At 69.4% G+C, this 15,078-nt stretch carries 12 protein-coding genes; 11 read left to right on the forward strand and 1 reads right to left on the reverse strand.

From position 1 onward, the window contains the following. Nucleotides 1–23: 23 nt before the first annotated feature. Complete coding sequence (locus AC1DKN_RS01970) at nucleotides 24–1,124, reverse strand: FtsX-like permease family protein (RefSeq protein WP_476870310.1); 1,101 nt, start codon at nucleotides 1,122–1,124, stop codon at nucleotides 24–26. A gap of 196 nt (nucleotides 1,125–1,320) precedes the next feature. Between AC1DKN_RS01970 and AC1DKN_RS01975 the strand changes: the two genes are divergently transcribed. The 11 genes from AC1DKN_RS01975 (at nucleotide 1,321) to AC1DKN_RS02025 (ending at nucleotide 14,924) form a co-directional block, all read left to right on the forward strand. Next, nucleotides 1,321–2,748 (forward strand): sensor histidine kinase, encoded by a 1,428-nt coding sequence (locus tag AC1DKN_RS01975; RefSeq protein WP_476870311.1) that lies wholly within the window; start codon nucleotides 1,321–1,323, stop codon nucleotides 2,746–2,748. Continuing rightward, on the forward strand, nucleotides 2,745–3,401 hold the full coding sequence (locus tag AC1DKN_RS01980) for a response regulator (RefSeq protein ID WP_230009120.1): 657 nt from the start codon (nucleotides 2,745–2,747) through the stop codon (nucleotides 3,399–3,401). Before AC1DKN_RS01975 ends, AC1DKN_RS01980 begins: the two co-directional genes overlap by 4 nt. A gap of 72 nt (nucleotides 3,402–3,473) precedes the next feature. Continuing rightward, entirely contained in the window at nucleotides 3,474–5,492 is a 2,019-nt protein-coding gene (locus AC1DKN_RS01985; protein WP_476870312.1) for a penicillin-binding transpeptidase domain-containing protein, read from the forward strand. A gap of 35 nt (nucleotides 5,493–5,527) precedes the next feature. Then, entirely contained in the window at nucleotides 5,528–7,210 is a 1,683-nt protein-coding gene (locus AC1DKN_RS01990; RefSeq protein WP_476850693.1) for an ABC-F family ATP-binding cassette domain-containing protein, read from the forward strand. Nucleotides 7,211–7,350: 140 nt separating this feature from the next. Further along, entirely contained in the window at nucleotides 7,351–8,124 is a 774-nt protein-coding gene (locus tag AC1DKN_RS01995) for a DeoR/GlpR family DNA-binding transcription regulator (protein WP_476870313.1), read from the forward strand. Continuing rightward, nucleotides 8,121–9,308: an MFS transporter gene (locus tag AC1DKN_RS02000; protein WP_476870314.1), complete on the forward strand. Its 1,188-nt coding sequence runs from the start codon at nucleotides 8,121–8,123 to the stop codon at nucleotides 9,306–9,308. The genes AC1DKN_RS01995 and AC1DKN_RS02000 overlap by 4 nt, the downstream gene beginning before the upstream one ends. Before the next feature lie 15 nt (nucleotides 9,309–9,323). Further along, entirely contained in the window at nucleotides 9,324–10,820 is a 1,497-nt protein-coding gene (locus AC1DKN_RS02005) for a phosphatase PAP2 family protein (protein ID WP_476870315.1), read from the forward strand. 164 nt (nucleotides 10,821–10,984) lie between these two features. Then, nucleotides 10,985–11,926 carry an ABC transporter ATP-binding protein gene (locus tag AC1DKN_RS02010; RefSeq protein WP_223914891.1) on the forward strand — a complete coding sequence of 314 codons (942 nt, stop codon included), beginning with the start codon at nucleotides 10,985–10,987 and terminating at the stop codon, nucleotides 11,924–11,926. Between the two features lie 3 nt (nucleotides 11,927–11,929). Continuing rightward, nucleotides 11,930–12,814, forward strand: a complete 885-nt coding sequence (locus AC1DKN_RS02015) for an ABC transporter permease (protein ID WP_476870316.1) — start codon at nucleotides 11,930–11,932, stop codon at nucleotides 12,812–12,814. A 36-nt stretch (nucleotides 12,815–12,850) separates the two neighbouring features. Continuing rightward, the gene (locus AC1DKN_RS02020) at nucleotides 12,851–14,230 is read left to right on the forward strand and encodes a sensor histidine kinase (RefSeq protein WP_476870317.1); all 1,380 of its coding nucleotides are present in this window, start codon (nucleotides 12,851–12,853) and stop codon (nucleotides 14,228–14,230) included. After that, nucleotides 14,190–14,924 (forward strand): response regulator, encoded by a 735-nt coding sequence (locus tag AC1DKN_RS02025; RefSeq protein ID WP_476870318.1) that lies wholly within the window; start codon nucleotides 14,190–14,192, stop codon nucleotides 14,922–14,924. Before AC1DKN_RS02020 ends, AC1DKN_RS02025 begins: the two co-directional genes overlap by 41 nt. Nucleotides 14,925–15,078 lie beyond the last annotated feature (154 nt).

The raw sequence follows: 15,078 nt of genomic DNA on the forward strand, positions 1-15,078 counted from the left end.
TATATGAGGCGGGCCGGGGCTGCTCAGTTGCCGCCGAGGGCGATGAGCGGATCGACGCGGGCCACGCTGCGGACCGCGAGGGCTGCCCCGGCCAGGCCCAGGAGCACGATTCCGGCGACGGGCAGCAGCGTTGTCCAAGGCGTGAGGAGGAACGGTGCCGCCTGCGACGCGAGGACTCCACCGGCCACACCGGCCAGCCCGCCGGCCACCGCGCCGGCCAGCAGGACCAGGGCCGCCTGCGCCATGGCGTCCCGGAGGATGTAGCGGGCGGACCCGCCCAGTGCCTTCAGAACGGCGATGTCCCGGGTGCGCTGGACCGTCCAGACCGTCAGGAAGGCAACAATCACGAGGGCTGAGATGCCGTAAAGGAAGGCCTGCATGAGCAGCAGCGAGCCGTTCTCGCTCTTGTACGAGCCGAGGGCCTGGAAAGACCCGTCGATCGTGGTGCTGACGGTTCCCGCGGCGGTATTGGCGGCACCGAGATCCACCCCTGTACCGGACGTGGAGTCGAATGTCACGGCCAGCACCGTCGCGGCGTCCGCGTCTTGGATATGGGCCAGCTTCTGCCAGTCGGCCAGCGTGGTCCACACGACGCCGGTGTGGGAATACCACTGCTCCGGCACGACCGCCGTCACCACGAGGTCGGCGCCGCCCACCGAGGCGTGGCTGCCGATGCTGAGCTCCAGGTCCTCCGCCAGTCCAGCTCCGACGGCGATGGTTCCCTCTGCCAGCGGGGCGGGAGCCAGGCCTGCGCCGGGCTCGGTGCCGAAGACCGCAACGCTTGCCGTGCGTGCCGGCACGCCTCCGGCGCCGAGTGCCTGGAAGCGGCTCTGGCTGATCCCAACGGCGTCGGCGCGGGCGACGCCGTCGCGCGCCGACCACAGGCCCTGTTGGGCGCGCGTGACCTCGGATTCGGTAAACGAGGCCTTGGGTTCGCTCCCGGCCGGGGCGCCGAAGACCAGCTGGTCGGCCGGGAGGGCGGCGAGGGCCGACGTCGACTGGTTTCCGAGGCCGGCCGTCAGTCCGGAAAGCATGACGAGCAGGAGGGTAATGAGGGCGACGACCGCACCCATCAGGGCGAACCGTCCCTTGGCAAAGCGGATATCGCGGATGGCGAGATACATGGTGTCCTTCGTGGTGTCGTTTGAGGCGCTTGTGGCGTTGCTTCCAGCCTTCCTTCCGCCGGGCTCCGGGGCATCGGCCGCCCGGTTGGACCGCCGGCACCGGTCGGACGGCCCTGCGATCAACCAAAAGGTTGATTCCGCCGGGGGCGGGCCGTTTTCCGCAGGAGCCCCGCCGCACCGGCACTACGCTGGAAGCATGGAGGGCGACGCCGGCAACACGGTCCACAACGGCACAGGACCCAAGGGCGCTGGGCATGCCGGGGCTGGGCACGGCGACGCTGGGCATGCCGGCGCACCGGCGCCGGGCACGGAGCCCACCGGGGCGGCCGTCATTCTGCGCGTCCTTCGCGTGAGCCTGCACGTCGGCTTTGCGGTGCTGCTCCTGGTGGCGCTGCTCCGGCTCCTGGCCGGCGGCATCACGGGCCAGGAGTGGATCACCTTGTTGCTGGCCGTGCTGCTTGCCGCCTTTTACCTCGTGGGCACCGTGCTGGAGAAACGGCACGCCGCCCGCCGGACCCGGTTCGATCCGCGGCTCTACTCGGCCTGGTGGCTGGGCGGCGTCTGCCTCCTCTGGCTGCTGTTGGTCTGGGCCAGTGCCGACTTCGTCTGGCTGGCCTTCCCGCTGTTCTTCCTGCAGTTGCACGTGCTCCGGCGCCGGCTGGCGCTGCCGGCGATCGCACTGAGCACAGTGTTTGTCATTGCGGCGCTCTGGTTCCACAACGGCGGTACCGCGTCTCCCGATCTGGCCAGTGTGGATCCGGCCAGCGTGGGGCTGCAGCTGCCCATGGTGCTCGGGCCCGTTTTCGGCGCAGCCTTCGCTGTGGTCACCGGGCTGGCCTACCGGGCACTGTTCCTGGAGGCGGAAAACCAGCGGCTGGCGGCCGAAGAGCTCCGCCGCACCCGTGCCGAACTCGCCCGGACCCAGCACAATGCCGGCACCCTGGCCGAGCGGACCCGGCTGGCCCGGGAAATCCATGACACCCTCGCCCAGGGCTTGTCCAGCATTGTGCTGATGGGGCGCGCGGCCGAGAAGGCCCTGGACGACGGCGAACCCGCCGTGGCACGGGACAGGCTCCGCATTGTCCGGGACACGGCCGCCGCCAACCTGGCAGAGGCCCGCAACTTCGTCCGGGCCCTGCAGTCCCCCGATCTTGAGGACGGCTCCCTCGTGGCCGGACTTCTCCGGCTGTGCGAAACGACCGAAGCGGAGACCGCGGCGCGGGGTGCCGGGCTGCGTTGCCGCCTCGACGTCGAAGGCGTGCCGGTGGAACTCCCCGGCGCCCACCAGACGGTCCTGCTCCGGGCCGCGCAGGCGAGCCTGGCCAACGTGCGGGCGCATGCGCAGGCGGGCACCGCCGTCGTCACCCTTTCCTTCCTGGGCCCGGACGTGGCCATGGACATCTACGACGACGGCGCCGGATTCGACCCGTTGGCCTTGCTGGCCCGTCCGGACGGGTCCGGCTATGGTCTGACGTCGCTGCGGGACCGCGTGGCCGCCCTCCACGGGCAGCTGGACATCGAGTCTGCCCCGGGTGAGGGAACCGTGGTGGCCATCCGGCTGCCACTGGGCCAAGCGCCCGGTTCCAACGCCGCGCCGGCGCCGGCCCGCGGGGACCGGAAATGAACAACATCCGGGTGTTCCTGGTGGACGACCACCCGGTGGTCCGGGCCGGTCTGCGGGCAATGCTGGGTGATCTGGAGGGCATCACAGTGGTGGCCGAGGCCGCCGACGGCGCCGCCGCGCTGGCCGGACTGGCCAGGCTCCACACCCTGGGCGAGCCCGCGGACGTGGTGCTCATGGACCTGCAGATGGGCGCCGGCATGGACGGCGTCACCGCCACCGGCCGGATCAAGGCAGGAGAGGCCGGCGAGCCGGCGCCGCCGGTGCTCATCCTGACCACCTATGACTCCGACGCCGACATCCTGGCCGCCGTCGAGGCCGGCGCCAGCGGCTACATGCTCAAGGATGCCCCGCCCGAGCAGATCCGCCAGGCGGTGCTCTCTGCCGCGGCGGGCGGCACTGCGCTGGCCCCTGAGGTCGCGGCCCGGCTGATGGGCCGGATCAGGAATCCGGAGCCCGCCCTGTCCGCCCGCGAGGTCCAGCTGCTCGGATTGCTGGCCACCGGGATGGGAAACCGGGCGATCGCGAAGCAGCTGTTCATTTCCGAGGCCACGGTCAAGACGCACCTGGTGCACATCTACGGCAAACTCGGCGTGGACAACCGCACCGCCGCGATCGCCGTGGCAGCGCAGCGCAGGATCATCCGGCGGCCCTAGGCGTCCCCGGCGGGCAGGTGACGGTGTTATGTGACAACAGAATTGTCGGTGGCCCGGGGCATAATGGGCGCCATGGGGAACTCATCAAAACTTGCACTGGCCCTTGTGGGCCTTGTTCTTGGCGGCTCGCTGGTCGCCTGCGGCGACGGCCGTGAGGGCGCCGAAAGCGCTGCCAAACAGCTCGCCTCCGCGGTGTCCGCGCTCGACGTCGGATCCGTCGCCTTTGAGGGCAAGGACTCAGGTGCCGCCAACGACCAGCTCAAGGAAATATTCAAGGGGCTTGACCCGGCCCGGCCTGCAGTGGACAGCGGCCAACTGACGCTGGAGTCCGATAAGGCCACGGTCCCGCTCAACTACCGCTGGAAGATCGGCTCCGAAGAGTGGAAGTACACCACCTTCGCCGAGTTCAAGAAGTCCGGCGACAAATGGCTGACGGTCTGGAACCCGGCCACCCTGGTCCCCGAACTGGCCGAAGGCGAGCTCGTCGGCTCGGCAACCCATTCGCCGTCGCGCGCCGACATCCTGGGCGCCGGCGGGGCCCCGCTGGTCACGTACCGGCCCGTGGTCAATGTTGGCATCGACAAGCCGGCGCTCGGCGGTGCAGACGCCGCCGATTCCGCCACCAAGCTTGCCCAACTGGTGGGGGTCGACCCTGCGGCGTACGGCCAGCAGGTCGCGGCGGCCGGCCCCGAGGCGTTCGTTGCCGCCATCACTTTGCGTGAAGAAGGACGGACCATCACCGACGCTCAGATCGGTGAGATTCCCGGCGCCCGTGCCATCCGGGACTCCCTTCCGCTGGCACCAAACCGCACCTTCGCCCGCGCCCTGCTGGGCACGGCAGCGGAGGCGAATGCAGAACAGATAGAAAAATCGAACGGCGCACTCAAAGCCGGGGACACCACGGGCACAGGTGGCCTGCAACAGCAATACGACGCGCAGCTTCGCGGCAGCGACGGCATTCAGGTCTTCGCCGAGAAGGCAGGCCTCACCGCCGCAGAGAAGCAGGCTCTGCCCAACGCGGGACGCCGCGTACTTTTTCAGACTGAGATAAAGGAAGGCACCCCGCTGAAAACCACCCTGGACCCGAAGCTGCAGCAGCTTGCGGAAGACGTCCTCGGCAAGGTGGGCCCGGCGTCGGCGATTGTGGCGCTCCGGCCCTCCAGCGGTGCCGTCCTGGCGGCCGCCTCCGGGCCGGGCAGCAACGGCTACGACACCGCGATGCTGGGACAGTATGCCCCTGGATCGATCTTCAAGATGGTCGATTCCCTGGCCATGTTCCGCAACGGCATGACGCCCGACTCCAAGGTGGACTGCCCGCCCACCCTCACGGTGGACGGCCGCACCTTCAAGAACGCCGAGGGATACCCTGAGTCCTCCCTGGGGTCCGTGACGCTGCGCGACGCCTTTGCGCACTCCTGCAACACCGCGTTCATCAACGCCCGCGACACCGTCACCCAGGCACAGCTCGAATCCGCCGCGACCTCCCTGGGCGTGGCAGTTGAAGCACCTGCGCTCGGCGCGGCCGCATTCCTCGGCTCCGTCCCCGGGGATGCCGAAGGAACCGAACATGCCGCCTCCATGATCGGCCAGGGCAAAGTGCTCCTGTCCCCCCTGGCCGCCGCCGTCATGGCCGGCTCGGTTGCCAAGGGAGCCCCGGTGGCCGCCCAGCTGGTATTGAATCCGAACGAGGGCGACAGTCCCCCAGATGCCCAGGGCGCCGCGCCCACAGGAACGGCTACAGCCGGCACGTCGCCGGCTGCCCCGGCCTCCGGTGACGCGACGCCGTCGGCCCCCGCACCGGCCACGGCCGTCGAAAAGCCGGTAACTGCAGCGGAAGCCGCGGCACTGGCTGACATGATGCGGGCCGTCGTCACCAGCGGTCATGCCGGGTTCCTGGCCTCCGTCCCGGGCGAGCCCGTCGGGGCCAAGACCGGAACGGCCGAGTTCGGCAACGACACCCCGCCCAAGACGCACGCCTGGATCGTGGCCGTGCACGGTGACCTCGCCGTCGCCGTGTTCGTCGAGGACGGCGGACTCGGGGCCACCACCTCCGGGCCGCTGCTCAAGGAGTTCCTGACCCGGGCCGGCTGAGCGGACGCTTTCCCGGCCGTGGGAAGATTGAACGCGTGGCTCATATTGACGTATCCGGCATCGACTACTTCCTCTCCGACGGCACCCAGCTGCTGAACGGGGTGACCTTCAAGGTCCCGGACGGCACCAAGACAGCGCTGATCGGGCCCAACGGGACCGGCAAGACCACCCTGTTCCGGATCATTTCCGGCGATCTCGTCCCGGACGAAGGCGTGATCGGCCGGTCCGGCAACATGGGCATCATGCGCCAGTTCGTGGGCCAGGTCCGGGACGAGTCCACGGTCCGCGACCTGCTGGTCTCCGCCGCCCCGCCTGCCCTGGCCGCCGCAGCGCGGGCCGTCGACGAGGCAGAGCTCGCCATGCTGGAGCACGACGACGAGCCCACCCAAATGGCCTATGCCCAGGCGATCGTGGACTGGGGGGATGCCGGCGGCTACGACGTCGAAACCGTCTGGGACGAGGTCTGCATGGCCGCCCTCGGACTGCCCTTCGACCGGGCACAGCACCGCCCGGCGTCGAGCCTCTCCGGCGGCGAGCAGAAGCGGCTGGTCCTCGAGGCCCTCTTCGCCGGCCCCGACGAACTGCTGCTCCTCGACGAGCCGGACAACTACCTCGATGTTCCGGGCAAGCGCTGGCTCGAGGCCAAACTGAATGATTCGAAGAAGACCGTGTTCTTCATCAGCCACGACCGTGAACTGCTCAACAACGCCGCAGGCCGCATCGTCACCCTGGAACCGGGCATCAACGGCGCCGGCGCCTGGATCCACGGCGGCGGCTTCGGGTCCTACGTGGACGCCCGGGCCGACCGGAACGCGCGCTTCGAGGAACTGCGCAAGCGCTGGGACGAGGAGCACGTCAAGCTCAAGGAACTCGTCAACATGTACAAGAACAAGGCCGCGTTCCGCTCCGACATGGCCAACCGCTATCACGCGGCGCAGACCCGGCTCGCGAAGTTCCTCGAAGCCGGCCCGCCCGAGGCCCTTCCCATCGAACAGAACGTGCAGATGCGGCTCAAGGGCGGGCGCACCGCCAAGCGCGCCGTCGTGGCCGAGAAGCTGGAACTGACCGGCCTGATGAAGCCGTTCTCCACCGAAATCTGGTTCGGCGACCGGGTGGGCGTCCTGGGTTCCAACGGTTCGGGCAAGAGCCACTTCCTGCGCCTGCTCGCCACCGGCGGCACGGATCCCGAGCGGGAGCACCTGCCGGTGTCCGACGTCGAGATCGCCGAGGTGCCGCACGAGGGCACCGTGAAACTCGGCGCCCGGATCCGGCCCGGATTCTTCGCCCAGACCCACGTCCGGCCCGACCTGCTGGGTAAGACCCTGCTCGAAATCCTGCACCGGGGCGACGAGCACCGCTCGGGCATGGGCCGCGAAGCCGCCGCCGGGGCGCTGGACGGCTACGGGCTGGCGGCGCAGTCCGAGCAGAAGTACGAATCCCTCTCCGGCGGCCAGCAGGCGAGGTTCCAGATCCTGCTGCTGCAACTCTCCGGGGCCACGCTGCTGCTGCTCGACGAGCCCACGGACAACCTGGACCTGCACTCGGCCGAGGCCCTGGAACGGGCGATCGACCACTTCGAGGGCACCGTCCTGGCCGTCACCCACGACCGCTGGTTCGCCCGAACCTTCGACCGCTTCCTGGTCTTCGGCTCCGACGGCAGGGTCTACGAGTCCGCCGAACCGGTCTGGGACGAAAAGCGCGTCGAGCGCGCCCGCTAGAGCCATCGCGGGGTCCACTAAGCAACGCGGGGTCAGATGCGGCCCATTCCGGGGGCGGTTATGGGCGCGAAGTGACCCCGCGTTGCTGTTTGAAACGCGCAACAAATGATTAAATGATCACCAACCGCTAGCATTTGAGCATGAACACTGATGAGCGGCACCGCCTGATCGGCGGACTGCTGCGCGACCGGGAGCACGTGACGGTGGACGATCTGACGGCCGCCTGCGGCGCCTCCGGCGCCACCATCCGCCGTGACCTCGACATCCTGGCCCTGCACGGCGTGTTGCGGAGGGTCCACGGCGGAGCCAAGAGCCTGGTTTTCGGCGGCGAAAACCCGCACTACGGGCAACGCGAACTCGAGGACCACACCGCCAAGATGCGGATCGCCGCCGGGGTGGCGGCCATGCTCGCGGACCGTGGACACGTCTGGCTGGACAGCGGCACCACCGCCACGGAGATCGCCCGCCAGTTGCGCCAGCGTGAGATGACGATCATGCCGATGTCGCTGCGGGCCGTCACCGCGCTGTCCGCGGACGACGGTCCGGCCGGGCGCCGCCCCGAACTCCTGATGCCCGGCGGCAGCCTCGTCCCCGGCGAACTTTCCTTCCGCGGACCGATGACGGAATCCAACATCCGCTCGCTGCGCTTCGACACCGCCGTCGTCACGCCCTGCGCCCTGAACCTCAAGGACGGGCTGTTGGCCCACGACCTCGACGACGCCGCAGTCAAACGCGCCGGCCTCGAATCCGCCGCCCGGGTGATCGTCGCCTGTGCCGCCGCCAAATGGAACGCCAGCGCCGTCGCCCTCGTCGCATCCCTGGACGCCGTGGATGCCATCGTGACCGACCGGCAGCTCAGCCCTGAAGAACTTGACCAACTCGCCCAGCACTCGGTGGAAGCAGTGATCGTATGACCAGTACCGCAACCGTCCCGCAACTCAAGGCTGCCACCGGGGCGACTTTCCTTGTCTTCGGCATCAACGGGTTAGTCTTCGCCAGCTGGGCAGCCCGCATCCCGGCCGTGACGGAGATCCTGCACATCACCGCGGGCCAAATGGGAACACTGCTGCTGTGCGTCGCGGTTGGTTCCCTGATCGCCCTGCCGACGGCCGGGTTCGTCGTCGGCCGGATCGGCACCGCCAACACCGTCCGCAGCGCCGGACTCGTGGCCGCGGCGGCCGGTGTCGGCGTCGCGCTCTCACTGATGGCGGCCTCCATCCCGGGGACTGCCATTGCCCTGTTCTTCTTCGGGATAGGCGTCGGGTTGTGGGATGTTTCGCAGAACATTGAAGGTGCCGACGTCGAACACCGGCTCGGACGCACCATCATGCCGCAGTTCCACGCGGCCTTCAGCGGCGGCGCGTTCGTCGGCGCCCTGATCGGCGCCGGATTATCCACCCTGGGGGTCGGGCTCCCGGAGCACCTGCTGGTCATAGCCGCCGTCGTCGCCGTCCTGACCACGGTGGCCCCCCGGTATTTCCTGCCCCACCTGCCTGCCGAGGCACCCGCCGCGGGGGACGCGGACCGCGGCAACGCCGGTTCGGCCTGGCGGGACGGGCGCACGCTGCTGATCGGCGTCGTCGTCCTCGGCGCCACCCTGACCGAAGGCGCCGGCAACGACTGGATTGCCAAGGCCGCGGTTGACGGCCTGGGCGCCGAACAGTCCACGGGGGCGCTGCTGTTCGCCGCGTTCGTCCTGGCCATGACCGCCATGCGCTTCTTCGGTGGCCGTGCGATCGACGTCTACGGCCGCGTTGCCGTGCTGCGGGCCAGCATGGCGGCGGCGACCGCGGGCCTCTGCCTCTTCGTGTTCGCCGGCACCATCTGGCTGGCCGCCGCCGGCGCCGTGCTCTGGGGCGTGGGGGCAGCCCTCGCATTCCCAATCGGAATGTCCGCCGCCGCGGACGACCCCAAGAAGGCGGCCGCCCGGGTGTCCGTGGTGTCCACGCTGGGCTACATTGCCTTCCTCGCCGGGCCGCCCCTGCTGGGCTACCTGGGCGACGTCACCGGTGTCAGGACCGCCCTGCTGGCGATCGGGATTCCGATTGTGGTGGCGCTGGTCCTCGCCGGAGCCGCGAAGCCGCTGCCCGCGAGGTAGCAGTATGGTGGTCCAATGCGAACCATGCTGAGGAAGGCCCCCGGCCGCCTGTCGAAATTCGATCGCAAACTGGTGCGCGCCGTCTCCAATCTGCCGGGAGGAGGCCATGACGACTTCTTCCGCCGTCTGTCCGCCGCCGCCAACAAGGGCAAACTTTGGTTCGGCGTTGCCGGAGCCATGGCCCTGGTGCCCGGCAAGACGCGCCGGGCAGCGGTGCACGGACTCATCGCGCAAGGCGCCGCCTCGGCGGTCACCAACGTCGTGTTCAAGACCCTCCTGCCCCGGGCCCGCCCCCTGCCCGAACACCTTCCGGTCTTCCGCTTCGTGAACCCGCAGCCGACGAGTTCGTCGATGCCGTCGGGACACTCCGCCTCCGCGGTGGCTTTCGCACTCGGGGTCGGCATGGTCCGCCCGGCCCTCGGTGCGGCGCTGGCCCCCCTCGCGGCCGGAGTGGCCTACTCCCGGGTCCACACCGGGGCCCACTGGCCCTCGGATGTGCTGTTCGGGTCCGCGATCGGCGCCGGCGCGGCCATGGTGACGCGGAAGTGGTGGCCCGTCCGTCAGCCGTTCCCGGAAACCAGCCGCGGCGCCGCCCCGGCCGCGGAACTACCGGACGGCCAGGGGCTCGGCATCGCGGTCAACACCCTCGGCGGGTCCTATGCTGACGAGACTGCCGACGCCCTGCAAAAAGTATTCCCTAAAGCGTATATAAAGGAAATCGGGCCCGGTGAGTCCGTCGACGCGGGCATCGCCCAGGTCGCGACCCGACCGGGCATTGCGGCCCTGGGCGTCTGGGGCGGCGACGGAACCGTGGGCGCCGCGGCGGCCGCAGCCGTCGAACGTTCCCTTCCGCTGCTGGTGCTCCCCGGCGGCACGCTGAACCATTTCGCCCGCGACGCCGGAACCCCCACCCTGGCGGACGCCGTGCAGGCGGCGTCGCGCGGCGAGGCCGCCGTGGCCGACGTCGGTCACGTGAGTGTCGAGCGCGGGCTCCCCGACAGCCCGGAGCAGCTCGAGCTGATCATGCTCAACACGGCCAGCATCGGCCTCTACCCGAACCTGGTCCGCCGGCGGGAGCAGCTCCAGCCGGCGCTGGGCAAACCCCTGGCCGGAGTGGTGGCCATGTTCCGGACCTTCGCGGCCGGCACCCCCACCACGCTGATCGTCAACGGGGTGCGGCACCGGCTGTGGATCCTGTACATCGGCCGCGGCCGCTATTACCCCCGTGACCACGCGCCGCTGGTGCGCCCGGTACTCGCGGACGGTGTCCTGGACCTGCGGATGATCACTGCCGATGAGCCGTTCGCCCGGTTGCGCCTGCTCTGGGCCGTGCTCACGGGCACCGTGGCCACGTCCGGGATCACCCATCTGAGCGAAACGGACCGGATCACGGTGGAACCCGGGAACGGGCCCATGGTCCTCGCCGTCGACGGAGAGGTCATGCCCGGGGTGCGGCGGGTGGAATTCACGGTCCGCCCCGGCGCGCTGACCTACTACTCGCCCCTCGGCTGAACCCCGTCATCCAACCCCTGTCATCCTCCCGGACTACCCTGATTAGCCCCTGAATCATCCCTGAGACCGGCGAAATACGCAGCTTGCCTCGGTAGCGTGGTGTGCAGACGGGCCCGTGACTGCGGTGCCCCGGATCATCTCCCGCTACGCAAAGGAACGCTTCCATGATCGAAGCACGAGGCCTGACCAAGGTTTACGGCGACAAGACCGCCGTCGCCGGCGTCAACTTCACCGTCGAAGCCGGCCGGGTCACCGGCTTCCTGGGTCCGAACGGGGCCGGAAAATCCACCACCATGCGCATGATCATGGGGCTGGACCGGCCGACGTCGGGCTCGGTGACCGTCAACGGGTCTCCGCTGACCGGGCACGCCGCACCGCTGCGCGACGTCGGCGCCCTGCTCGATGCCAAGGCCGTCCACACGAGCCGCTCCGCCTACAACCACCTGCTGGCCATGGCGGCGACCCACAGCATCCCGAAGAAACGGGTCCACGAAGTCATTGAGATGACCGGACTGGCCGAGGTGGCCAGGAAGAAGGTCGGCGGCTTCTCGCTCGGCATGGGCCAGCGGCTGGGCATCGCCGCCGCCCTCCTGGGCGACCCGCAGACCGTCATCCTGGACGAGCCCGTCAACGGCCTTGACCCGGAGGGCGTGGTGTGGGTCCGCAACCTGGTGAAGTACCTGGCCTCCGAGGGCCGCACGGTCTTCCTCTCCAGCCACCTCATGAGCGAGATGGCCGTCACGGCGGACCACCTGATCGTGATCGGCCGCGGGAGGATCATTGCGGACGCCCCGATCCAGGAGATCATCACCGGCAAGGGCCAGGGCCGGACGCGGGTCCGCACCGACCAGCCGGACCGGCTCATGCAGCTGCTGGCCGGGACCGGGGTCTCGGTGGAGGTCCAGGAGCGCGAACTCCTCGAAGTCACAGGCCTGGACCCGCGCCAGATCGCCACTGCGGCGCTGGAGAACCACGTCATGATCTACGAACTCACCCCGCTGCAGGCCAGCCTCGAGGAGGCCTACATGGAACTGACCAAGGATGAAGTCGAATACCACTCGCTGATCACCACGGGCGCCGTTCCCGTCGAAGCCGGAGGCAACTAAGCCATGAGCTCCACAACCGTTGAATCCACGCCCTCGCGCCGCGGCGCCGACGCACAGCGGTCCGGAAACGGCAGCAGTTCCGGCCCCGGCCCCAGCTTCCTGCGGGTCCTGAACTCCGAATTCATCAAGTTCCGCACCCTGCTCTCCACTCTGATCCTGCTTGGCTCCACAGTGGTGGTCATGGTGGGGTTCGGGGCGCTTTCGGCCTGGGGGACGGGCCAGTTCTCCGAGGCCGCGGCCCGGGACCCGGAGGTCGGCGCCAGGCTCGCGGCCCAGGGCGGCGACATCGCCGTCAGCGTGCCCACCTCCGGCATCGCGTTCGCCCAGCTGATCCTGGGCTCCCTCGGCGTGCTGCTGATGAGCTCCGAGTTCACCACGGGCATGGCCCGGTCCACGTTCGCGGCGGTGCCCAAACGCATCCCCGCGTTCGCGGCCAAGCTCGTGGTGGTGGTGGTGACCTCCTTCGTCGTCACCGCCGCATCCACCCTGGCCGCCGGATTCGTATCCGTCCCGATCCTGGACAACTACGGCCTGGGCCTGGACCTGGGCAGCTCGCAGTCGGTCAAGCTGCTCCTTGTCAACAGCATTTACGTGGCGGCGGTCGCGGCCATCGGCATGGCGCTGGGCACGCTGATCCGCAACTCGGCGGGCGGCATCATGAGCCTGGTGGGACTGTTCTTCGTGGCACCCATCGCGTTCCAGCTCATTCCGGGCGACTTCTTCGTGGAGGCCCGCAAATACCTGCCCGGCAACACCGTGGATCCGCTGACTGCGGTGGAGCACATCCCGGACACCCTCGAAGCCTGGCAGGCGGCCCTGGTGCTGGGCGCCTGGGTTGTCATCCCGGTGCTCCTGGCCGCCGTCCTGCTCAAGAGGCGGGACGTCTAGGCCGGCGCCACGGGCCCCAGAGTCTAGGCTCAGAGCATGATCGATGCGGTACCTGTCAGGGACGCGCCGGCCGGACCGGCCGACGCGTCCCTTGCTGAACTCACGGCCCGCCGCCGCGGCCGGCTCCGGCGCTACCTGCTGGCCAATCCGCGGGTCATGGACGTGCTGGTGGTGCTCTGCTACCTGGTCCTGGTCACGCCCACGGCGGCCGAATCGGTTATCCACGGCGACTGGCCGGTGGCCGTGCTGCTCGCCGCGGCCGCGCCGGTCCTGCTCTTCCGGCGGGCGTATCCGGTGCGGGTGGCGGCTGTTGTGGGGGCCCTGGAACTGGCGGTCACCTTCCTGCATCCCTGGGGGTCCAATGTCTCCGCCGGGCTCTGGTTTTCGCTGTACGCCGTCGCCGTCGTCCGCACCCGGCGGTTCGCCCTCGCCGCCCTGGCCCTGACCACCGCCCCGCTGCTGCTCCTGTACTTCCTGCTGGCCGTCGGCCCGCTGGACGGCCGGCTCCCGGACATGGCGGTCCGCACACCGGAGAATTTCCAGCTGCTGACGGGCATCGCGGCGGGCATCGGCATCGCGCTCTCGAATGTGATCGCCACGGGGATCGGGATCTCGGTGCGGCAGCGGCGCGAGCACGAGCACGAGATCGCGGCCTGGGCCGCCCGGGCCCAGCAGCTGGGCTCGGTCACGGAACGGAACCGGATCGCGCGCGAAATGCACGACGTCGTGGCGCACTCGCTGACGGTCATGATCAGCCTGTCGGACGGCGCCGCCGTGGTGGTCAAGAAGGATCCGGAGCGCGCCGCCGGCGTCCTGGCCGAACTCTCCCGGACCGGGCGCACCGCGCTGGCCGACATGCGGCGCGTCCTTGGCGTGCTGCGCGAGGACACCGCCACCGGACATGCCCCGCGCGAGCCGCTGGTGGCCGGGGGCAGCCTGGCCAAACTGCTCGAGGGCTTCCGCACCGCGGGACTGCCCCTGCACTACACGCACACCGGCCCGTCCCTGCCCGACGATGCGGCGTTCCAGCTGACCGTCTACAGAATTGTGCAGGAGTCGCTGACCAACGTGCTGCGCTACGGCCGCGCCCTCAGCCGGGTGGAGGTCAGCATTGTCCGGAACGGCTCCCGCGTCACCATTGAAGTGCTCGACGACGGCAGGGGCACCGTTGACCCGGGCGCTCCCGGGACCGGCGCGCAGGCGAAGCCTGACGCACTGGACTCCTTCGGCACCGGGCATGGAATCGCCGGGATGCGGGAGCGGGCCAGGATCTACGCTGGCACCGTGTACGCCGGGCGCGCCGGTGACCGCGGCTGGCGCGTGCACGCGGAACTGAACTGCAACGGCGAGAATGCCACGGAATCAAGGGGGAACAATGTCCGACAACACGCCGGTACGCGTCCTGCTGGTGGATGACCAGCCGCTGCTTCGGATGGGCTTCCGCCTCATCCTGGAGGGTGAAGACGATTTGCGCATCGTGGGCGAGGCATCCAACGGCGCCGAAGCGGTCCGCCACGTCCGGGAGCTCGCGCCCGACGTCGTCCTGATGGATGTACGGATGCCGGTGCTGGACGGGATCGAGGCCACCCGGGCGATCGCAGCCTCGGGCTCCGACGCCAAAATCATCATCCTGACCACCTTTGACCTCGATGAATACGCCTTTGCAGCACTGCGGGCAGGGGCCTCTGCGTTCCTGCTCAAGGACGTGGCGCCGGCAGAACTGGTCAGCGCGGTCCGGGTGGTGGCCAGCGGCGACGCCGTGGTGGCACCCCGTGTTACGCAGCGGCTGCTGGAGACCTATGTCCGCGGTGCAGGCGGCCTGGATCCTGCAGGGACAGGCGGCGCCGGCGGTCAGCAGGCCGGCGGCCCCGCACGCCCGGCGCGGGATCCGTTGCTGGAAGACCTGACGCCCCGCGAAAACGAGATGCTCGGGGCGATGGCGGAGGGACTCTCCAATGCCGAAATCGCGCACCGATACTTCCTGTCCGAGGCCACTGTCAAGACGCATGTGCGCCGGATCCTGACCAAGCTCCACCTCCGCGACCGCGTCCAGGCCGTGGTGTACGCATATGAGACCGGCCTCGTGGTGCCAAGCAACGCGGACTACTGACGGCCGCCGCCCTGCCGCCGCAAGGCAGGTTACCGGGAGGTAGTACCTGAAGCAGTGGTTTCAGGCACATTGCCGAATTGCCTGTGAGGCAACTTTGGTTGACTCTATGGCCCTCGCGTTGGGTGATGGCCCGGTCTGACCCGCCGTCATTTGT

It is taken from the genome of Arthrobacter sp. 01N444, from assembly GCF_056399305.1.